Origin of the sequence: Streptomyces sp. NPDC049954 (assembly GCF_040656295.1) — a bacterium.
Classification (GTDB): Bacteria; Actinomycetota; Actinomycetes; order Streptomycetales; family Streptomycetaceae; genus Streptomyces.
Window position 1 is genome coordinate 57,579 of record NZ_JBFALS010000008.1, and the last position, 18,472, is coordinate 76,050.

An 18,472-nucleotide genomic window follows, 5' to 3' on the forward strand; every position below is an offset into this window, starting at 1 on the left:
GACGGTCACTGGCCGACGCGGCCGTCGATCCGCTCGCGCAGGAGGTCGGCGTGGCCGTTGTGCCGCGCGTACTCCTCGATCAGGTGGACCAGGATCTCGCGCAGTTCGAGCGGTGCGCCGTCCCAGGCGGCCGGGGTGGCGAGATCGGGGACGGCGTCGACCAGTCGTTCGGCGAAGGCCACCTCCGCGCGCCAGGTGCGCCAGGCCTCGGCGACCGCCTCGGGGTCGGGGCGGGCGCCCTCGAAGTCCCCGCCCGGGTCCTCGGCCGTACGGTAGTGCCGCTCCACGTCCTGCCCTGCCATGACCTCGCGGAACCACTTCTGCTCGACGTCCGCGAGGTGGCGCACGAGGCCCAGGAGGGAGAGGTCGGAGGGGGGCACGGAGCGGCGGGCGAGCGCCTCGGCGTCCAGGCCGGCGCACTTCAGCTCCAGGGTGAGCCGCTGATCACGCAGGTAGCCGAGCAGCACGGCGCGCTCTCCGGGCAGTCCGCCGTCACCGCGGCGGTCCTCCTCGGGGGGTACGAACATGTTGGACCAGCCGAAGCGGCGCTCGGTCCCGGGAGTCGTGGCGGGGTCCGTCATGGGGCACAGCCTGCGGGGAGGGCCACGGTGTCCGCCACCGGTTTTCCGCTCTGCCGGCCGCACGCCGTCCCGGTGTGCGCGATCGTGCCCGCGCGGGCCGAAGGCACGTTCTAGGCTCGGGGCCATGACAACTCGCCCTCCCGCGCCCCTCCCCGCCCCGCTGCCCGGCTCCCCGGTGTACCGCGACGTCCAGGACGCGGCGCTGCGCATCGAGGGGTTCGCGCACCGCACCCCCGTCCTGCGTTCGCGGCTGCTCGACGAGGCCCTCGGGACCGAGACGTACTTCAAGTGCGAGAACGTCCAGCGCACCGGTTCCTTCAAGTTCCGCGGCGCGTTCAACGCCCTGTCGCGGTTCACGCCCCGGCAGCGGGCCGCAGGAGTGGTCAGCTACTCCTCCGGCAACCACGCACAGGCCGTCGCGCGCTCCGCCCAGTTGCTGGGCATACCGGCCACCATCGTCATGCCCCTGGACGCCCCCGCCTCGAAGCTCGCGGCCACCAAGGGATACGGGGGCGAGATCGTCACGTACGACCGCTACGCGGGCGATCCCGCGCAGATCGCCGCTGCCCTGGCCGCCGAGCGGGACCTGACCTTCGTCCCGCCCTTCGACCATCCCGACATCATCGCGGGCCAGGGGACCGCGACGAAGGAACTGTTCGAGGAGACCGGACCGCTGGACGCCCTGTTCGTACCACTGGGCGGTGGCGGGCTGCTCGCGGGGGCCGCCCTGTCCGTGGAGGCACTCGCCCCGGGCTGCGAGCTGTTCGGCGTCGAGCCGGAGGCCGGGGACGACGGGCGCCAGTCGCTGCGGCGCGGGGAGATCGTCCGGATCGGGACACCGCGCACCCTCGCGGACGGGGCGCAGACCACGGAGATCGGCGCGTACAACTTCGGCATCCTGCGGCGGACGGTCTCCGACATCCTCACCGCGCCCGACGACGCCCTCGTCGAGGGGATGCGGGACTTCGCGACCTACCTCAAGCTCGTCGTCGAACCGACCGGCTGCCTGGGCCTCGCGGCGCTGCGGGAGCGCTGCGCGCAGTGGCGGGGCAAGCGAGTCGGGGTGCTGGTCAGCGGCGGGAACGCGGACCTCGAACGGTACGCCCGGCTGCTGGCCGGCTGACCGGTCGCCCGGACATCACGTAGCGTCGAGGGCGAACCCGCGCCGGAGGCGCGTGAGCCCGAAGGAGAAGCCTGCATGACCACTCAGCCGTCCGTCGTGGGGACGACCGCGAACCCGTCCGTCCGGGCCGACGAGGTCGACAGCCTGCGGGACTGGGCCCTGGACCCGGGTGTGCGCCACCTCAACCACGGCTCCTTCGGCGCGGTGCCGCGCCCCGTACTGGCTCTGCGGCAGCAGCTGCGGGACGAGATGGAGGCCAATCCCGACGCGTGGTTCCGTGAGCTGCCGGGCCGGGTGGCACGGGCCCGCGAGGGCGTCGCCGCCTTCCTGCGCACGGCCCCCGGCGATCTGGCCTTCGTGCTCAACGCCAGTTCGGGGGTGAGCGCGGTCATCAACTCGCTCACCCTCGCGCGCGGGAGCCGGGTCCTGCTCACCGACCACAGCTACGGCGCGGTGACGATGGGGGTGCGCCGGGTCGCCGCCCGCGCGGGGGCCGTCGTGGACACCGTGCGGGTGCCGCTGGACGCCTCGGCGCAGGACGTCACCGAGCGTTTCGCGCGCGAGCTGGCGCGGCCGGGGGCGCCGGTCGCGCTCGTCGTCGTGGACCAGATCACCTCCCCCACGGCCCGGTTGTTCCCGGTCGCCGCGATCGTGGAACAGGCGCACGCGGTGGGCGCCCGGGCCCTCGTTGACGGGGCGCACGCGCCGGGCATGCTGGCCGATCCGCTGGCGCACGCGGGCGCCGCCGACTACTGGACCGGCAACCTGCACAAATGGGCCTGCGCCCCGCGCGGGAGCGCCGCCCTGGTGGCGCGTGGCCCGCACGCCCAGGAACTGGTCCCGCTGACCGACTCCTGGGGCGCCCCCGACCCGTTCCCGGAGCGGTTCGACCAGCAGGGCACCCAGGACACGACGGGCTGGCTCGTCGCGTCCGCCTCCTTCGACCACATCGAGGAGCGGCACGGCTGGGACACGGCTCGGGCGGACCTGACGCGGCTCGCGGACGAGGCGCAGGCGCTGCTCGCCGGGGCGCTGGACCAGGACCTGGCCCCCGTAGCGGTGAACCAGGCGCCGACGATGCGGCTGATACCGCTCGCGGACGGTCTCGCGGTCGATCCGGCGCAGGCCGCGGCGCTCCAGCGGCGGATCGCGCACGAGCTGCGCTGCGAGGTGTCGGTCACCTCGTTCGGCGGGTGCGGCTTCCTGCGGTTGTCCACGCACGTGTACAACCGGCCCGAGGACTACGCGTACCTCGCCGAACGGCTGCCGGCCTTCCTGCGCGCGCTGTGACGTAGTCGGCGGGCGCCCGGCCCGGGCCCGCGCGCACCAAGCTCAGGCCGGGGGCGCGCCCAGCCGCGCGTAGTAGGCGCCGACCTCGGCGAGGTAGGCGGGGTCGGCGGTGTCCCGGTCGGTGGTGAATCCGGGCGCGTCGCCTATCTGGTTCCTGGTGCGCAGGACGGTCACGGTGCGCGTGGCCGGGTCGACCCGGCCGACGATCCCGGCCGGGATCAGGACGCTGCGGCCGAAGACCCACACGCCGGTGTCGGCCACGAGATGGGCCCGGCCGGGCTCGGCCACCCAGCGGTCGACGGTGCCGACCGTGCCGTCCGTGGCCGCCACCCGGTAACCCGTGAGCGACTCCCCCGCCGGCGGCGCCACGTCGTCGGTGAAGTGCCACAGTGCGTCCATCGCCCCACTCGCCTTCTGTTCGCGGTCCGTGGCCCCTGACGGGTCACGTGTCGGTGCGGCCGGCGGCCTTGGGCCCGGTCCCGCTTCCGCGCCGGCCGCCGAGGTGTTCGTGCGTGCGCTGGGCAGCGTACTGCCCGGCGCGGCCCGCGCCCATGGAGCGCAGTGCCAGCAGGAGCACGCCGATGTCGTCGAGGTAGACGGGGTCGGGGATGAGGTCGGTCGGCAGGACGAGGTAGGCGAGGGCGCCCCAGAAGACCCAGCGCCGCCCCTGAGGCAGCCCGGCCGCGCGCAGCGCCCGGCGCACCCGTACGAGCCGGACGGCGAGCACGAGGGCCGCGACGAGAAGTACCGCGGCCACGAGGGCGGCGATGATGGCGACGTCCCTGAATCCCTCGCTCATCGCGGTCCTCCCGTTCGGCGTCACGCGCCCGCTGCCGCGGCCACTGTGTGACGCCTACCCGCTGAGGCGGCCGGTGAAGTCGGCGTGGGGCCGGACAACCCGGGTGCGCCGGGCGCGCGGCCACGAATGCGGGGAAACCCGGGGAATTCAGCCGCCGAAGCGGATCACGGCGCGCACGCGTTTGCCCACGGGGACCGCTTCCGCGTGCAGTTCCGATACGAGGGCGCGGACGATCTCCAGTCCGTGTCCGCCGATCCGGGTGGGGTCCGGGGCGTACACGGTGGGCAGGGCGGAACTGCTGTCGTAGACGGCGACGGTGAGGCGCGCGTCGGTACCCTCCAGCTCCAGCACGTAGGGGCCGTGGCTGTGCCGGTCGGCGTTGGTGACCAGTTCGCTGACGACGAGCTGGATGTCACCCGCCGTGCGGTCGTCGAACTCGGCGCACCATTCGGAGCGCAGCCGGTGCAGGAAGCGCGTGGTCTCGGCGCGGGCGTCGGCGATGCAGCCCGGTTCGCCCGTGTACTGGCTCGTGTGGCGGAGGGGTTCGACCGGCGTGGGCTCCCGGGGAACAGCAGCAGTGCTCGTCATAGTCTGTTCGCTCATCTTCTCCAGCCCGCGAACCGGTCTTCCAGCGGTGAAATGCCCGCCCGGCTCGGTCGCATACCCGCGAAACGGCACCGCACACCTGTCATAAAAAGTGATGGCCGTCACAGGATTCTCCTGGGTCGTTAAGCTCGGCCTCTCGACCATCACGGACGATCAAGGAACGGAGGTCGGGGTGCAGACGAACGCCTGGTCCCTGTTCGATCCGGGCGCGGGGCAGGGCGCCCGCCAACTCGCGGAACTGGGCCTCGCCCTGCTGCTGTCGACGCTCATCGGGGCGGAACGCGCGGTACAGCAGAAGAGCGCGGGGCTGCGTACCCACACCCTGGTCGGGGTGGGCAGCGCGCTGTTCATGGAGGTGTCGCAGCACGGCTTCAACGCGGTGCTCGGCCTGGACGCCGTGTCCTTCGACCCCTCGCGGGTGGCGGCGCAGATCGTGTCCGGCATCGGTTTCATCGGCGGCGGGCTGATCTTCGTACGCCGGGACGCGGTCCGGGGGCTGACGACGGCGGCGACGGTCTGGCTGACCTGTGCCATAGGGATGGCCTGCGGGGGTGGGCTGCCGCTGCTCGCGATGGCGGCGACCGCCGTGCACTTCCTGGTGGTGCGCGGCTATCCGTGGCTGACCCGGTGGGTCCCCGCGCTGTCCTCGGTGGAGCAGGCGGGGCTGAGCCTCACCTACCGCTCGGGCAGCGGGGTGCTGTCCCTCGTGCTCAAGGAGTGCACGGACCAGGGTTTCCGGGTCAGCCAGGTCAGCGTCGAACGTCCCTCGACGGCGGCGCGCACCACCCACGAGCCACCGCCGGAGGGCGAGACGTCCTCGCGTTCGGTGTGGCTGGAGGTCGAGGGGCCCGGCAGTGTGTACGCCCTGGTCGCCTCGCTGTCCGAGTTCGAGGGTGTCCTCGACGTGGCCTCGGACCGCACGGACTCCGGGGAGTGAGGGCTGCCCGCTCCGGCCGGGCGGACGATGCCGTGCGGTCCCGGCCCGGGCCCGGCGGACGCGCCGGTGACGGCCCCGGGCGGGCCCGTCGTCACAGCCTGCGCAGGGCCGGCAGGAGCTCCTTCTCGGCCCACCGCAGGAACGGGGCCTGCTGATCGCCGCCGATCTGGACGAGGGCGATCTCGGTGAAGCCCGCGTCGGCGTACTGCCCGACCGCCTCGACGAACGCGTCGACGTCGTCCCCGCACGGCACCGCCCGCGCGATGTCCTCGCGGGTCACGTGCTGGGTGGCGCCGTCGAAGGAGGCGGGGCCCGGGAGTTCCGCGTTGACCGGCCAGGGCCCCACGGACCAGCGGAACTGCTGGTGGGCGCGGTCGATCGCCGCTTCCCTGTCGGCCCCGTAGCTGACCGGGAGCTGTCCCACGCGGGGTTTGCCGGCGCCCCCGTGGCGGTCGAAGGCGGCGAGGAGTTCGCTCTTGGGCTCGGTCGCGATGACGAGGTCGGCCAGACGGCCGGCGAGCGCGCAGGAACGGGGCCCGGACACCGCGATGCCCAGGGGCGGGGTCTGCTCGGGGAGGTCCCACAGCCGCGCGTTGTCGACGTCGAAGTGCTTGCCGTGGTGGGTGACGCCGCCGCCGGCGAACAGCGCGCGGATGATGTCCACGGCCTCTGCGAGCATCTCCAGCCGTACCGGTGCGGACGGCCAGCCCTTGCCGACGACGTGTTCGTTGAGGTTCTCGCCCGAGCCGAGTCCGAGCCGGAACCGGCCCTGCGAGAGCACCTGCAGGGTCGCCGCCTTCTGCGCGACGACGGCCGGGTGGTAGCGGACGGTCGGGCAGGTCACGTACGTCATGAGCGGGATGCGCTCGGTGGCCTGGGCGGCGGCGCCGAGCACGCTCCACGCGTACGGGGCGTGCCCCTGCTCCTCCAGCCACGGGAAGTAGTGGTCGGAGGTGACGGAGAAGTCGAATCCGGCCTGCTCGGCGCCCACCACGTGGGACACGAGGTCACGCGGTCCGGCCTGCTCGGTCATCATGGTGTATCCGATCTGCGGCATGCACCACGGTTGACCGGCCGGTCAGCGGCCGAAACCTCGCGTCGCCCAAGCGGGCACTCCGGGTGCTCCAGGAGCTCCCCCTTTCACCACGGCTTTCACAGCAGCCGGGTGCGCAGAGCCTCCACGGTGGACTCCGGCACGCCGAGTGCTCCGCTCACGTACTTCTCGACCGAGCCGTGCTCCGTGCGCAGGTCGGCGAGGAAGTGCCGGATGACGTCCTCGGGGGCCCGCCCGTAGTGCTCCCAGGTGGGGGCGCGGCCCCCGTTGCGGTCACTCCAGTCGGCGCGCAGCCGCTCGGTGGCTAGTTCGGTGAGGGCGAAGTCAGCGGCGACAGCGTCCTCGTCGACCCCGACGAGGGTCAGGACCAGGGCGGCGACGATGCCGGTGCGGTCCTTGCCGGAGGCGCAGTGAAAGACGAGGGGCCCTTCGCCGTGCGCGAGGACGGTGAGGACCTCGGCCAGCTCCCGCGTGCCGTCCACCGCCACTTCGGCGTAGCGGTCGGCGAGGTAACGCCACGGGTCGGACACCTCGCCGAGCCTCCCCTGGTCCCAGGCGCGGTGCTCGACGCTGAGGTTGCGGAAGTCGAGCCCCTCGGTGTCCGGCACCCGGCCCGTTCCCTCGATCTCCCAGGGGTGGCGCAGGTCGACGACGGTGCGCACGCCGAGGTCACGGAACCGTTCCAGATCGGCTCCCCGGAGCTTGGCGAGCGAATCGGAGCGGTAGAGAGTGGACCAGCGTGTCGTCCGGCCGTTCCGGGTCCGATATCCGCCCAGGTCACGGAAGTTGTGAAGTCGCTCGAAGGCGAGGTGTCGGTTCACGCGCTCACGATAGACACGATCACGGGAGGGGTCCATGGGGATTTCCGAACGGCCGCGGGCGCTCGTCTTCGGTGAGGTCGCCGAGATGTACGAGTCCGCCCGCCCCGGTTACGCGCCGCGGCTCGCCCCCGTGGTGCTGGAGTACGCGGCGCTGGGCGGCCTCGGCGCCGTGGAGTTCGGCGCGGGCACCGGCAAGGCCACGCTCGGTTTCGCGGAGCGCGGGGTGGCCCTGCTGTGCGTGGAGCCCGATCCGCGGATGGCCGAGGTGCTGCGGCGCCGTACCGCCGGGCACCCCTTGGTACGCGTGGAGGTCGAGTCCTTCGAGCGGTGGCGGCCGGCCGAGGGCTACGGCCTGCTGCTCGCGGCGACCTGCTGGCACTGGTTCGACCGGGCCCTGCGCTGGGACCTCGCGCATGCGGCGCTGGCCCCGGGCGGGACGCTCGCGCTGTGCTGGAACGTGCTGCGGGTGCGGGACGAGGAGGTGCACGCCCGGCTCGCCGAGGTCGACCGGCGTTTCGGTACCGCCGCGAGTCCGCACGCGGAACTCGTGCGGCCGCAGGGGGAGCTGCCGGGTTCGTGGGACAGCGGCCAGTGGCCGGCCGCCGAGTGCCGCGCCGACGGGCGCTTCACCGGCCTGAGGGAGATCCGGCTGCGCGAGGAGACGCGGTACGACACACGGACGTACCTCAACTACCTGTCCACGGTGTCGTACTACCGGCTGCTGCCCGAGCGGCGTCGCGTGCGGCTCTTCGAGGCGCTGGCCGAGGTGGTGGACGGGCACGGCGGCACCCTCGCCTTCGAGCTGGCCACCGACCTGTTCCTGGCCCGGAAGCGGTGACGCCGGGGACACGGCCGCTCCCCCGAGGCGCGTGATGCGCCTGCCGCCCGGCGTTGCCGAAGGAAGGCCGCCCGTCGGTCCGTGCCACTGCCGTCGAGGAGTACAGCCTCAGACGGGGAACCTGCCGCGGACCCCACGAGGTGCCGGCGCGGGCGCCTGAGCCGGCGCGGCGGCTGCCGGGGCTCAAGCCACACCTGCCGGCCGGTCCTCCGCGTCGGGAGGAGTACCTGTCGCGCACCGTGCTCGGGGTCGCGGTGGGCAGGCCCGGACGCTGAACAGCGCGAGCCGCCGCCCCTGCCGGAGGGGCCGGTGGGGGCCGCGGGCCCGCCGCCGGGCCTTCCGAGGCGGGTCCGGGCGGTCGGCCGGCACTTGCTACCCTGGTCGGCAGACGAAGGGGAGTAGTCCCGAGATACCGGCAGGTCGACATACTGGCCGCTCGCCACCCGTGAGGGGGCGCGGTGGCCCGGCCGCCGGGCCGTACCGCTCGCGGTGCGGTGGACGAGACCTTCGGCCTGGCAGGACCGTGCCCGCACCCGTGGGCGCGTTCGTCGTGCCGTGGCCGAGTGGTCCTCTCCTCGCCCTCCGGGGTGGTGCGCGGCCGCGGGCCGCGGCCAGAGCAAGGAAGCCACACCGTCCCGATGACCTTTGATCCACTCGCCATCGTCACGGCCTTCGGCCTGATCTTTCTCGCCGAGCTCCCCGACAAGACCATGTTCGCCTCGCTGGCCATGGGGACGCGCATGCGGCCCCTGTACGTCTGGCTCGGCACGTCCACCGCGTTCATCGTGCACGTGGTGATCGCGTGCGCGGCCGGCGGCCTGATCGGCCTGCTGCCCTCCTGGATCGTCTCCCTCGTCTCCGCCGCGCTGTTCGGCTTCGGCGCGTTCATGCTGCTGCGGGCCGGCGGGGGCGATGACGACGAGGACGGGGAGGTGAAGACGGTGACCGGTTTCCTGCCGGTCTACACGACGGCGTTCATGGCGGTGTTCGTCAGCGAGTGGGGCGATCTCACGCAGATCACCACCGCCAACCTGGCGGCCTCGCGCGGCACGCTGTCGGTCGCCATCGGTGCGGCGGCGGCCCTCATGTCCGTCTCGGCCCTGGCGCTGCTCGCGGGCCGGTTCATCGCGAAGAGGGTGCCGCTCAAGACGGTGCAGCGGATCGGCGGCGTGTGCATGGCGCTCCTCGCGGTGTGGTCGGTCGTCGAGGCGATACGGGGCTGAGGAACCGGGACGCGCGCCGCGCGATCCCTGCTCACCCGGTTCGGCCCGCGAGGTCCCGCAGGATCTCGCGGGCCGCGCGGGCTCCGGAGGCGAGGGCCCCCTGGAGCGAGCCCGTCGCACGGTGGTCCCCGCACACGTAACGGCCGGGGCTGTGGCGGGTGGTGCGGGACAGCGGCCACGGGGGCGGCATGGCGGGCAGGGCCTCGTGGACGGTGCGGACGGTGAGGGGCTCCCACTCCTCGGCGGGTGCCTCGTACACCTCGGCGAGCGCGGAGCGCAGACCGCGCTCCCGTCCGGGCTCGTCCGCGCCGAGCACCGAAGTGGCCACGAGCGCCCGGTGGTCGGGGCTGTACCCGGGGACGACCTCGCTCAGGACGCAGGTGTTGAGGAAGCGGCGCCCGGCGTCCACGAGCAGGGTCGGTTCGGCCAGCGGGGTGGTGCGGGCCACGTGGTAGTAGGTGGTCACGGTGCGGTACGGCGGGAGGTCCAGGCCGGGCAGGAGCGCGGCGGCGCCGGCCGGTCCGGTGGCGACGACGACCGCGTCGGCGGGTTCCTCGGTGCCCTCCACCGTGCGCAGCCCGTCCTCGGTGAGTTGCTCCACGGGAGAGCCGAGGCGCAGGCAGCCGGGCGGCAGGGCGCGGGCGAGCTGGGCGGGCACGGCGCCGATACCGGCGGCCGGCAGGCACAGGGTGCCCCGCAGCATGCTCCGCCATACGAGGTGGAAGACCCGGCTGGAGGTCTCCAGCCCGTCCTCCAGGAAGACGCCGGACAGGAACGGCGCGAAGAACGTGGCGACGAACTCCTCGGAGAGCCCGGCGGCGGCGAGCGCCGTACGGGTCGTGGTCTCCCCGGCGCGGGTCAGCACGCGTACGGGGGCGAGCAGATCACGGGCCGAGAGCACCCCGAGGGCGGCGAGGTCGCGGGTCCCGGCGAGCCTTCCGGGCAGCAGGGCGGCGGCGTCCCGGGGCCTGCGGGTGGGGTCGGTGAGGCGTCGGCGGCCGTGTCCGGTGTGGATCAGCGCGCCCGGGGTGAACGGCCTCAGGCGCAGCGCCTTGAGGTCCAGTCGCGCTTTGACCTGCGGGTAGGCGGTGTTGAAGACCTGGAATCCGCGGTCGATCACGAAGCCGAGGTAACGGTCGGTGCGCAGCCGTCCGCCGGGCACGTCCCCGGCCTCGTGGACCCGGACGCGCACTCCGGCCCGGGCGAGGTCGAGCGCGCAGGCCAGCCCCGCCGCTCCCGCCCCGACGATCCGGACGCCGAGTCCTTCGCCGGTCGTGAGGGACACGTCCGCCACCGCCTTCCTCCGCGTACTGCCGACAGGGGACGACCGCGCGTCGCGCGCCGCCCGAGCGATCCGTTCCACGGCGGAGTCCGGTTCACTCCTGGACGGGGCGGCCGCTCGCGGCGGCGCGCGGGGCGGGGCCGCGCCGGGCGGGTGGCCGGGGCGAGGTGCGCGAGGAGCTGGAGCGGCTGTTCGTACAGCCTGATGATCAGTAAGCTCACGGCCATGACAGAGGCCGGGAGCACGGCGACGGGCGTCGCGGACATCGGTGTCGAGCGCCAGGAGTGGTCCCGGACCCGTGCGTGGGTGGAGCGGTCTCTGGGCGAGGGCGAGCGTCTGGTGGGGGTGACGCCGCTGCGCGGCGGCTGGACCTCGCAGATGCGGCGCCTCGATGTCGCCGGAGGCGAGGGGCCGCGCTCCCTGGTCCTGCGCTCCTTCGTCAAGCCCTTCTTCGTACGGCACGCGCCGGGGCTGCTCACGCGCGAGGCGGACGTCCTGCGGCTGCTCGCCGGTACCGGTGTGCCGGCCGCCGCCCTCCTCGACGTGGACGCGGGGGCGCTCCAGTGCGACCACCCCTCGCTGCTGATGTCGCTGCTGCCCGGCGGCGTGCGGCTGGACGACGGGCGCCCCGACGAGGTCGGGAGGCGGACGGCGCTGCTGGCGCGGCAGTTGCTCGGCGTGCACCGGCTCGGCGTCCCCGGGCACGCCCGCCCCCGGACGTACGAGGCGTGGACGTCGGCCGAGCGCGTACGGGTGCCGGAGGGGACGCGGCGGCCCGAGCTGTGGCGACGGGCCGTCGACGTCGTCCGCCGGCCCCCGCCGCCGCACCGGTCCTGCTTCCTGCACCGCGACTTCCACCCGGGCAACGTGCTGTTCTCGGGCCGGGGCACGGACCTGGCGGTCACGGGGGTCGTCGACTGGGTGGAGACCTCGTGGGGTCCGGCCGATCTGGACGTGGCCCACTGCTCGACCGCGCTCGCGCTGCTGCACGGCGTCCCGGCGGGGATGCGCCTGGCGGACGACTACCGGGCGGCCGGCGGGACGTTGAGCGAGGAGCCGGCCGCGCACCTGTACTGGCGTCTGCTGGACGCGCTGGCCTTCGCGCCGGACGCGGAGAAGGTCGCGGTGCCCTGGCGGGAGGCCGGACGGCGCGATCTGACGCCGGCCGTGCTCGCCGGCCGGCTGGAGGACTACCTCGCCGGGCTGTTCCTGCGCTACGGCTGAACGACGGAGGGCCGGGCGCCGCGCGCGGGGCGGGCCCCGGCCCCGCCGGTTCAGGAGGCCGCGGGTGACGAGTTCGAGGACGAGGGCCACGGAGACCGCCTGCACGGCCATGAGCGCGATCAGGACGAACAGCTGGACGGCGCCCGCCTGAACGGCCGAGGCGCCACCGAGGAGCATGCCCACGAAGGCGCCCGGAAGCGTCACGAGCCCGACGGTGCGGGTCTGGTCGAGGCCCGGGAGCAGCGCTTCCGAGGCGGCGGGCCGGGCGACCTCCAGCCTGGCCTCGCGCTCTTCGAGGCCGAGGGCGAGCGCGGCCTCGACCTCGCCGCGTTGCGGATGGTGAGTTCGTCGAGGGCGCGTCGGCCGCTGAGGACGGTCGCCGTGTGGGCGCCGCCGATCAGGATGCCGGTGACCGCAGGATGTCGCGGGAGCGGCGCCAGGAGTCGTCCGGGGCGAGTCGGGCGAGCGCGGCGACGATCGCCGCGGTCAGGAGGAGGGCGAGCAGGGCGGCGGCCAGCCGCCCGTCCACGGGCAGCAGGGTGCCGGGTGCCACTGGCCGGAGCGCCGGGTTCGTCATGTGACGGCCCGCGGCGCGGCCGGGCCAGTCACCGGGCGCCCCGCACCGTGTCGCGGCCGTCGGGCCACTGCTCCGGCCCCTCCCCCACTCGCGTCACTTTCCTTCGAGGCGCAACTGCAACTCCTGTTCCTGGTCACCGGAGGCGGTGCCGGTGACGTGGACCGCGAAGACGTCGGCGAGGGCCTCGCGCAGCCGGCCCACGGCATGGTAGCCGCCCTGGGCGGTCAGGGTGACGGGTCCGGTCAGCGGCACCGGGGCGGCTTTCCCGCGCTCGTCGGAGACGTCGAAGGTGGCGCTCCACACGGTGGGGCGGCCCTCGGTGTCCTCGGGGACGTCGCCGGGGGCGCGGTCGGATCCGAAGGCCCCGCCGAGCGCGGTGAGGACGGCGTCGGCGTCGCGGGCGGAGTCGCCCTCCAGTTCCACGACGACCTGATTGGGCTGGTCCTGGTCCGTGGTGTGTGTGGTCACTGCGTGTGCTCCCGTCGTGGGGGGGTGTCGGCAGGGTCGGCCCTTCCAGGGTCCTCCGACCGGGCCGGTCGTGCGAGTGGGCGGCCCGCCGGTGGCGGGCGGCGGTGCTCAGCCGGTCGATTCCTCCGGGGCGGGCCCCTCGGACTCGTCGGCCGGTGTGTCGCCCGCTCTGCCGGTGCCGGCCTCGTCGGTGTCGGGCACGTCCTGGCCGGAGCCGCCCCGCTTGCCCGAGCCGTCGTTGGCCGGCGGCGGCTGGATGTCGAGGGGGTCCTCGCCGGGCCGGCTCTGCTGGTCGGGCATGTCGCGCGGGACGGGCGGGTTGCCGTGCTCGCCGGGCGCCTTCGGCGGGGTTTCACCCATCGTGGTTCTCCTTCCGGCCCGGTGGTCCGGGCGCTGTGCGGGTGTGCGGTCCGCGTACCCGCCGGGGCGGCGGGGATGCGCGTGCGGTGACCCGGGTCAGCCGGTGAGGGTGCCCGGGAGGGTGAGAGCCGTGAGCAGGGCCGCCCCGGCCAGCAGCCACGCGACGTAGTCGCCGATGTGGCCGGACTGGAGACGGCGCAGGGGCCCCGTCCAGGTGCGTCCGCCGGGGGCCACGGGGTGCAGCACGGCGCGGGCCGCGAGGGCCAGGGCCAGGGCGGTGGACAGCAGACCGAGGACGACCCCGGACGAGGTCCAGTGGACGGGCGGCGGGAGGTGCGGTCCGCCCTCGGGGGCGCGGGCGACCGCCTCGTAGAACGCGGGGACGCAGCCGGTGAGCAGGGCGCCTAGCAGGAGCAGCGCGGGCACGGTCTGTATCGTGAGGGGGGCGCGACCCAGGCGTCGGCCGGTCTCGGGGTGTTCGTCCTCGCCGCTCGTGGTGTCGGCCGGGTTCTCGCCCTCGGGACGTCGCTGGCGCGGGCCGAGCCCGAAGAAGACCCGTCCGGCGACCCGCAGGACCGCCCCGCCCGTCACGGCGGACACCCCGACGAGGACGACGGTGAGCGCGGTGCCGCCGCTCTCCTCGATCACGGACTTGCCGAGGGAGGTGCCGAACGGGGGCAGCCCCGCGAGGGCGAGGGCCGCGAGAGCGAACAGGAGGCCGACGAAGCGGGGGGCGTGGCGGGCCCGGTCGCGCAGTGCGTACTCGTCGACGCTGCCGAAGCGGTCGAGGAGGATTCCGGCGCAGGCGAACAGGGCGGCCTTCACCCCGGCGTGCGCGACGACGTAGACGGCGACCCCGCCCGCGCCCTCGGTGCGTGACAGGCCCACGCCGGTCAGGAAGAGCCCGGTGTGGGCGACGGTGGAGAAGGCGAGGAGCCGTTTGATATGGCGTTGCAGCCAGCAGAAGAGCGCGCCGGCGAGGGCCGTGAGGACGCCGAGCGTCACCAGCGCCCGCTGCACCGCTTCGGCCGGGACGCCGCCGGGCCCCGCGAACACCGTGGTGTGCAGACGCCACACGCCGTACACCCCGAGTTCCACCATGACCCCGGACAGGAGCATGCACACGGGGCTGGGGGCGACGGCGTGCGCGTCGGGCAGCCAGAAGTGGAAGGGCACGGCGGCGGCCTTGACGAGCATGCCGGTGACGACGAGCACGAACGCGGCCAGGACGAGCGCGTCGGGCGGTCCGCCCCGGTCGAGGGCGCGCCCGATCTGCCGCATGCCGAGTTGCCCGGTGCGGGCGTAGAGCAGCCCGATGCCCAGCAGCGCGACGTAGGCGGCGAGGGAGTTGAGGACGCCGAAGGTGAGGGCGCCCTGGACGGCGCGGGCCTCCTCGACGCGGTAACCGGTGAGGGCGTAGGCGACGACGCCCATGAGTTCGAAGAACACGAAGGCGTTGAAGAGGTCGCCGGTGACGCAGAAGCCGCACATCCCGGCCTGGAACAGCAGCACCAGCGCGGGGAAGGTGCCGGCCTGCCGGTGCGGGGGCTCCTCGAAGTAGCGCCAGGCGAATCCGAGCGAGGCGACGACGAGGACGGACACGAGCGCGGCGAGACCGACACCGGTGCGCTCCCCGTCCAGGACGATGCCGACGCTCTCGCCGTGGTGCGGTCGCCAGCCGCCGACCCATTCCTCGCGGGGCCCCGGGCCGGTCAGGAGCGTCACGGCGAGGGCCGCGGTGGCGGCGGCGAAGAACGCGCCGAGGGCTTCGGCGACACGGCGGGTGACGAGCCGGCCGAGGACGACGAGGACGGCGGCGCCGCACAGCGGGACCGCGACGAGCAGGGGCAGGAGTCGGTTCATCCGCGCAGTTCGGAGAGTTCGTCGGGGTCCACGGTCCCGTGGCGTTTGGCGATCTGGACGACCAGGGCGAGCAGGAGGGCGGTGACGGTGGCGCCGACGACGACGTCGGTGAGGGCGAGGGCCTGGACGACGGGGTCGACGACGGGCCGCGAGCCGGGCCTGAGGTCGGCGAAGACGGGCGCGGTGGCGCCGTCGCGGTAGCCGACGGCGAGCAGCAGGACGTACGTCGAGGACTGGCACACGCCGAGGCAGCCGACGGCGTGGATGAGGTTGCGGCTGGTGGCGAGGCCGTAACAGCCGACGAGGAAGATCCAGACGGCGGCGAGATAGGGCAGGACGTCCATCAGGCTTCCTCCGTCCGCTCGGCGAGGCGGGCGGCGCGGGCGGCCTCGATCTCGACGGCCTGGTCGAGGAAGTGGGCGAGCAGCACGATGACGGAGCAAGCCACCTCGACGCCTACGGCCGCGTTGAGCAGGGGCACGGTGCCGCCGGAGGTGAGCGTGTTGAAGGTGCCGTACGGCAGGAAGTCGTTGGCGAGGTAGGCGCCGCCCGCGAGGAGCGCGCCCGCGCCGATCAGGAGGTAGGCGCCCTCGGCCGCGGCGTCGGCGACCACGTAGGGGCCGAGGGGGCGTACGCGTTCCAGGGCCCGGTAGTCCACCCCGATGTAGAGCAGGTGGACGGCGCTCGCGACGACGACCCCGCCCTGGAAGCCGCCGCCCGGGCTGAGCTGGCCGTGGGCGATGACGTACAGACCGACGAGGAGGGACACGGGCAGGACGGCGAGCGTGTAGAGCCGTACGCGGCGGGGTGCCGGGTCGGGGGCGGGGGCCTTCTTGCGTTCGTCCTTGGTGCGGCGCAGCAGGACGCCGGTGCCGAGGACGGCGGCGAACAGGATGCTCTCCTCGCCGAGGGTGTCGAAGGCGCGCAGGTCGAAGTTGACGGAGGAGATGACGTTGGCGGTGTGCCGTGAGAGGGCGGCGGCGGTGGCCCGCTCTCCGTAGGGGTGGCTCGCGCCGCCGAAGCGGGGCAGGCCGAGGCAGGCCGCGCCGAGCAGGACGGCGAGCGCGGCGCCCGAGACGAGGAGCAGCCCCAGCCGCAGCCGGTGCCTCATCGCCGCCGGTCCTTCGCTCGGCTCGCGGACGGTCCGGGGCGGGAGCGGCGGTGCACCTTGTGCACCGTCAGCATGAGCAGGAGCGGGGTCAGGACGGAGCCGACCGCGAGCTGGGACAGGGCGACGTCGGGGGCCTGCAGGACGGTGAACAGGAGCGCGAGGGTGAGCCCGGCCACGGCGAGGACGAGGGCCTGGCGGCCGGGGCTGCGGACGAGGACGGCCGCCGTGGAGGAGGCCACGACGAGCAGCAGGGCCACGCCGACGAGCAGGTCCTCAGCCATGCCGGCCCCCTGTCCCGGTGCCGGTGGCGGTGTTCGCCTCGCCGCCGATGCCGGACACGAGGGCGCGCGAGGCCAGGCTGTTCCCGACGACGAGGAGGACGCCGATGACGAGGAGCTTGGCCGCCGCCCGGCCGGGTCCCGTCGCGACGACGAGGGCGAGGACCACGGCGGCGATCGCGAGCGCGGGCAGCACCGTGGTCAGCCAGGCACCGGGGGGTCCCGGGCGCAGACGTTCGGTCAGCAGCCGCGCGTAGACGAGCGTTCCGGTGGGGCCGAGGACGGAGAGGACGAGCGCGAGATCGGTGTAGGTGGGGCGGCCGTAGCCCTGGGCGAGCAGGAGCAGGACGAGGCCGGCGGTGGTGGTCGCGAGGTTCTGGGACACGACCCGGCGGCGCAGTGATCCGCTCGCCACACCCCATACGGCGGGGCCGAGTCCGAGGACCAGGAGGGCGGCCGCGAGGGCGAGCCAGGTGTTCACCCGCGGGTCACCGCCCGTCGGGCGGCGCGGGCGACGAGCGCGGTGAGCAGGGCGCTGCCCGTGCCCACGCCGAGTTCGACCGGGTCGACGGTGCTGATGAGGACGAGCCAGAGTCCGGTGAGCGACGCCCACCACGCGAGGATCTCGGCGCCCGCGCGCGCGGCCGCACGAGTCGTTGTCGCCACGTCCTCACCTCCACGGCCGGGTCCGCCCCGTTCGTGTGACGGGGTGGTGACGGGACGTCATGTAACCACCGCCGCCCTCCGGGGCGGGCGTGCCACGCCTGGCCGCCGGACGGGTCAGTCGAGTCCGCGCACGACGTTCCCGGCCGGCCAGTCGGGGTCGGCGGGCGGCCGGGGCTCGGCGCCGCTCCCGGTGTCGCCGTTCTTCTCCCGCGTGGCGCGGCCGGGCAGATGGGTGCGGACGGGCCCGCGCGGCGGCTTCGGCGCGAGCGTGACGGGGCTGACCGGTTCGGGTATCGGGTGCCCTTCGGCACGGTCCATCGGGGGTCTCCTTCGGTGCGGGTACGGCCCGGGTGGCTTCCGGGCCCTTTCGCGCCCCGCGTACCCCGCGTCGCCCGGCGCGACACGGGGCGCCGTGTGCCGGGACCGGGGTGGGGTATCCGCAGACCATGACGGTGGCGAAGAGTACGTACTTGGTGCTGGACTGTGCGGAGCCGGTCGAACTGGCTTCCTTCTACGCGGAGTTGCTGGGAGGCGAGATACGGCACGGAGCGAATCCGGACTTCGTGGAGGTCGTGAGCGGGGCGGGGGTACATCTCGCGGTGCGCAGGGACCACGGGTACGCGCCGCCGAGCTGGCCGCGCCCGGACGACTCGCTCCAGGCGCATCTGCACATCCTGGTGGCGTACGGCGACATGGACGAGGCGGAGCGGGAGGCCATGGGGCTCGGGGCCCGGCCGATCGACACGAAGGACAACAGCGGTCCGCGTGACACGCGGCTGTACGCCGATCCGGCGGGGCACTCCTTCACGCTGGCCGTCTCGGGCAACGAGTCGGCGGACAACGAGCCGATCGGGCACTGAGCGGGACACGCGGCCGGGACGGTCGGATCACGAGCGGCCCCGGGCCGGACGGCGCTGCGGCCGGACGGCCCGGGCCGGACGAACCGCGGCCCCGCTGACGCCCTGGGGGGGGTGGGCGCGCGGGGCCGCATCGGCTCAAGGAGGCCGGGGGGAGGGCCACCGTGAGCTCGGGTCAGCAGTCTCGTGCCCCGCCCCGCACTCCGCACACCTGTGATGCGGGTCACGTTTTCATGACGGTGCCGTGCCGCGGGGCGCGGCCGGTGTCCGGTCAGCGCGGCGTACGGGCCACGGGGACCCGGCCGGCCCCGGCGAGCCCCACCTCCGCGGCGCGGACGGCTTCGTGGGCGGTGGCCCGGCCGGTCAGGACCCGCAGGGTGTACGCGGTCTCCTCCAGGCGCCGGCGGCGGCCCAGGTCGTGCGGGGCGGTGCGCACCAGGCGCTCCTGATGCCGGTAGCGGCGGGCGAGATCGGCCAGCAGGTCGTGCTCGGGCACAGGCATGGTGTCGTACTC

Annotated in this window: 25 protein-coding genes and 1 pseudogene; 7 read left to right on the plus strand and 19 right to left on the minus strand. The window is 74.3% G+C overall.

The annotated features are described in order from the left end of the window. Positions 1-5 precede the first annotated feature (5 nt). Positions 6-581: a DinB family protein gene (locus AB0J21_RS19660; protein ID WP_363147289.1), complete on the minus strand. Its 576-nt coding sequence runs from the start codon at positions 579-581 to the stop codon at positions 6-8. 124 nt (positions 582-705) lie between these two features. Between AB0J21_RS19660 and AB0J21_RS19665 the strand changes: the two genes are divergently transcribed. Both AB0J21_RS19665 and AB0J21_RS19670 read left to right on the plus strand, forming a co-directional pair. After that, positions 706-1,704 carry a threo-3-hydroxy-L-aspartate ammonia-lyase gene (locus AB0J21_RS19665; RefSeq protein ID WP_363147290.1) on the plus strand — a complete coding sequence of 333 codons (999 nt, stop codon included), beginning with the start codon at positions 706-708 and terminating at the stop codon, positions 1,702-1,704. A 75-nt stretch (positions 1,705-1,779) separates the two neighbouring features. Beyond that, positions 1,780-2,994 carry an aminotransferase class V-fold PLP-dependent enzyme gene (locus tag AB0J21_RS19670; RefSeq protein WP_363147291.1) on the plus strand — a complete coding sequence of 405 codons (1,215 nt, stop codon included), beginning with the start codon at positions 1,780-1,782 and terminating at the stop codon, positions 2,992-2,994. 42 nt (positions 2,995-3,036) lie between these two features. On the opposite strand, the gene AB0J21_RS19675 is transcribed toward AB0J21_RS19670, so the two are convergent. The 3 genes from AB0J21_RS19675 to AB0J21_RS19685 form a co-directional block, all read right to left on the minus strand. Next, positions 3,037-3,393, minus strand: a complete 357-nt coding sequence (locus tag AB0J21_RS19675; protein WP_363147292.1) for a PRC-barrel domain containing protein — start codon at positions 3,391-3,393, stop codon at positions 3,037-3,039. Between the two features lie 43 nt (positions 3,394-3,436). Beyond that, entirely contained in the window at positions 3,437-3,793 is a 357-nt protein-coding gene (locus AB0J21_RS19680; RefSeq protein WP_363147294.1) for a YkvA family protein, read from the minus strand. Between the two features lie 147 nt (positions 3,794-3,940). Further along, positions 3,941-4,396 (minus strand): ATP-binding protein, encoded by a 456-nt coding sequence (locus tag AB0J21_RS19685; protein WP_363147295.1) that lies wholly within the window; start codon positions 4,394-4,396, stop codon positions 3,941-3,943. Between the two features lie 175 nt (positions 4,397-4,571). Here AB0J21_RS19685 and AB0J21_RS19690 point away from each other — a divergent pair, with 175 nt between their 5' ends. Beyond that, positions 4,572-5,336 carry an MgtC/SapB family protein gene (locus AB0J21_RS19690; protein ID WP_363147296.1) on the plus strand — a complete coding sequence of 255 codons (765 nt, stop codon included), beginning with the start codon at positions 4,572-4,574 and terminating at the stop codon, positions 5,334-5,336. Between the two features lie 91 nt (positions 5,337-5,427). On the opposite strand, the gene AB0J21_RS19695 is transcribed toward AB0J21_RS19690, so the two are convergent. Both AB0J21_RS19695 and AB0J21_RS19700 read right to left on the minus strand, forming a co-directional pair. Further along, positions 5,428-6,393: an LLM class F420-dependent oxidoreductase gene (locus tag AB0J21_RS19695; protein WP_363147297.1), complete on the minus strand. Its 966-nt coding sequence runs from the start codon at positions 6,391-6,393 to the stop codon at positions 5,428-5,430. Positions 6,394-6,488: 95 nt separating this feature from the next. Continuing rightward, positions 6,489-7,211 (minus strand): tyrosine-protein phosphatase, encoded by a 723-nt coding sequence (locus tag AB0J21_RS19700; RefSeq protein ID WP_363147298.1) that lies wholly within the window; start codon positions 7,209-7,211, stop codon positions 6,489-6,491. A gap of 34 nt (positions 7,212-7,245) precedes the next feature. Here AB0J21_RS19700 and AB0J21_RS19705 point away from each other — a divergent pair, with 34 nt between their 5' ends. Then, positions 7,246-8,049 (plus strand): class I SAM-dependent methyltransferase, encoded by an 804-nt coding sequence (locus tag AB0J21_RS19705; RefSeq protein WP_363147299.1) that lies wholly within the window; start codon positions 7,246-7,248, stop codon positions 8,047-8,049. A gap of 638 nt (positions 8,050-8,687) precedes the next feature. Further along, a complete protein-coding gene (locus AB0J21_RS19710) occupies positions 8,688-9,272 on the plus strand; it encodes a TMEM165/GDT1 family protein (protein ID WP_363147300.1) in 585 nt (194 codons plus the stop codon). A gap of 31 nt (positions 9,273-9,303) precedes the next feature. Here AB0J21_RS19710 and AB0J21_RS19715 read toward each other — a convergent pair whose 3' ends face one another. Beyond that, positions 9,304-10,557, minus strand: a complete 1,254-nt coding sequence (locus tag AB0J21_RS19715; RefSeq protein WP_363147301.1) for an NAD(P)/FAD-dependent oxidoreductase — start codon at positions 10,555-10,557, stop codon at positions 9,304-9,306. A 222-nt stretch (positions 10,558-10,779) separates the two neighbouring features. Here AB0J21_RS19715 and AB0J21_RS19720 point away from each other — a divergent pair, with 222 nt between their 5' ends. Beyond that, a complete protein-coding gene (locus AB0J21_RS19720; RefSeq protein WP_363147302.1) occupies positions 10,780-11,778 on the plus strand; it encodes an aminoglycoside phosphotransferase family protein in 999 nt (332 codons plus the stop codon). Positions 11,779-11,823: 45 nt separating this feature from the next. Here AB0J21_RS19720 and AB0J21_RS19725 read toward each other — a convergent pair. The 11 genes and pseudogenes from AB0J21_RS19725 to AB0J21_RS19775 form a co-directional block, all read right to left on the minus strand. Next, a pseudogene (locus AB0J21_RS19725) lies at positions 11,824-12,191 on the minus strand (ABC transporter permease); the annotation flags it as partial. Next, a complete protein-coding gene (locus tag AB0J21_RS19730) occupies positions 12,176-12,331 on the minus strand; it encodes a hypothetical protein (RefSeq protein ID WP_363147303.1) in 156 nt (51 codons plus the stop codon). The gene AB0J21_RS19730 and the pseudogene AB0J21_RS19725, both read right to left, overlap by 16 nt. 117 nt (positions 12,332-12,448) lie before the next feature. Beyond that, on the minus strand, positions 12,449-12,823 hold the full coding sequence (locus AB0J21_RS19735) for a hypothetical protein (protein ID WP_363147304.1): 375 nt from the start codon (positions 12,821-12,823) through the stop codon (positions 12,449-12,451). A 108-nt stretch (positions 12,824-12,931) separates the two neighbouring features. After that, the gene (locus AB0J21_RS19740) at positions 12,932-13,183 is read right to left on the minus strand and encodes a hypothetical protein (protein WP_363147305.1); all 252 of its coding nucleotides are present in this window, start codon (positions 13,181-13,183) and stop codon (positions 12,932-12,934) included. 96 nt (positions 13,184-13,279) lie between these two features. Next, positions 13,280-15,046: a complex I subunit 5 family protein gene (locus tag AB0J21_RS19745; RefSeq protein WP_363147306.1), complete on the minus strand. Its 1,767-nt coding sequence runs from the start codon at positions 15,044-15,046 to the stop codon at positions 13,280-13,282. Then, positions 15,043-15,390, minus strand: coding sequence for a cation:proton antiporter subunit C (locus AB0J21_RS19750; protein ID WP_363147307.1), 348 nt, complete (start codon positions 15,388-15,390; stop codon positions 15,043-15,045). The genes AB0J21_RS19745 and AB0J21_RS19750 overlap by 4 nt, the downstream gene beginning before the upstream one ends. Continuing rightward, a complete protein-coding gene (locus AB0J21_RS19755) occupies positions 15,390-16,157 on the minus strand; it encodes an MnhB domain-containing protein (protein WP_363147308.1) in 768 nt (255 codons plus the stop codon). Before AB0J21_RS19755 ends, AB0J21_RS19750 begins: the two co-directional genes overlap by 1 nt. Continuing rightward, positions 16,154-16,438 carry a DUF4040 domain-containing protein gene (locus tag AB0J21_RS19760; RefSeq protein ID WP_363147309.1) on the minus strand — a complete coding sequence of 95 codons (285 nt, stop codon included), beginning with the start codon at positions 16,436-16,438 and terminating at the stop codon, positions 16,154-16,156. Before AB0J21_RS19760 ends, AB0J21_RS19755 begins: the two co-directional genes overlap by 4 nt. After that, complete coding sequence (locus AB0J21_RS19765; protein ID WP_363147310.1) at positions 16,431-16,916, minus strand: MrpF/PhaF family protein; 486 nt, start codon at positions 16,914-16,916, stop codon at positions 16,431-16,433. Before AB0J21_RS19765 ends, AB0J21_RS19760 begins: the two co-directional genes overlap by 8 nt. Then, positions 16,913-17,101, minus strand: a complete 189-nt coding sequence (locus AB0J21_RS19770; RefSeq protein WP_363147311.1) for a hypothetical protein — start codon at positions 17,099-17,101, stop codon at positions 16,913-16,915. The genes AB0J21_RS19765 and AB0J21_RS19770 overlap by 4 nt, the downstream gene beginning before the upstream one ends. A 114-nt stretch (positions 17,102-17,215) precedes the next feature. Beyond that, positions 17,216-17,419, minus strand: a complete 204-nt coding sequence (locus tag AB0J21_RS19775) for a hypothetical protein (protein WP_363147312.1) — start codon at positions 17,417-17,419, stop codon at positions 17,216-17,218. Between the two features lie 128 nt (positions 17,420-17,547). On the opposite strand from AB0J21_RS19775, the gene AB0J21_RS19780 reads away from it, so the two are divergent. Further along, positions 17,548-17,961, plus strand: a complete 414-nt coding sequence (locus AB0J21_RS19780; protein WP_363147313.1) for a VOC family protein — start codon at positions 17,548-17,550, stop codon at positions 17,959-17,961. A gap of 268 nt (positions 17,962-18,229) precedes the next feature. On the opposite strand, the gene AB0J21_RS19785 is transcribed toward AB0J21_RS19780, so the two are convergent. Beyond that, positions 18,230-18,460 carry a DUF5133 domain-containing protein gene (locus AB0J21_RS19785; RefSeq protein WP_363147314.1) on the minus strand — a complete coding sequence of 77 codons (231 nt, stop codon included), beginning with the start codon at positions 18,458-18,460 and terminating at the stop codon, positions 18,230-18,232. Between the last annotated feature and the right edge of the window lie 12 nt (positions 18,461-18,472).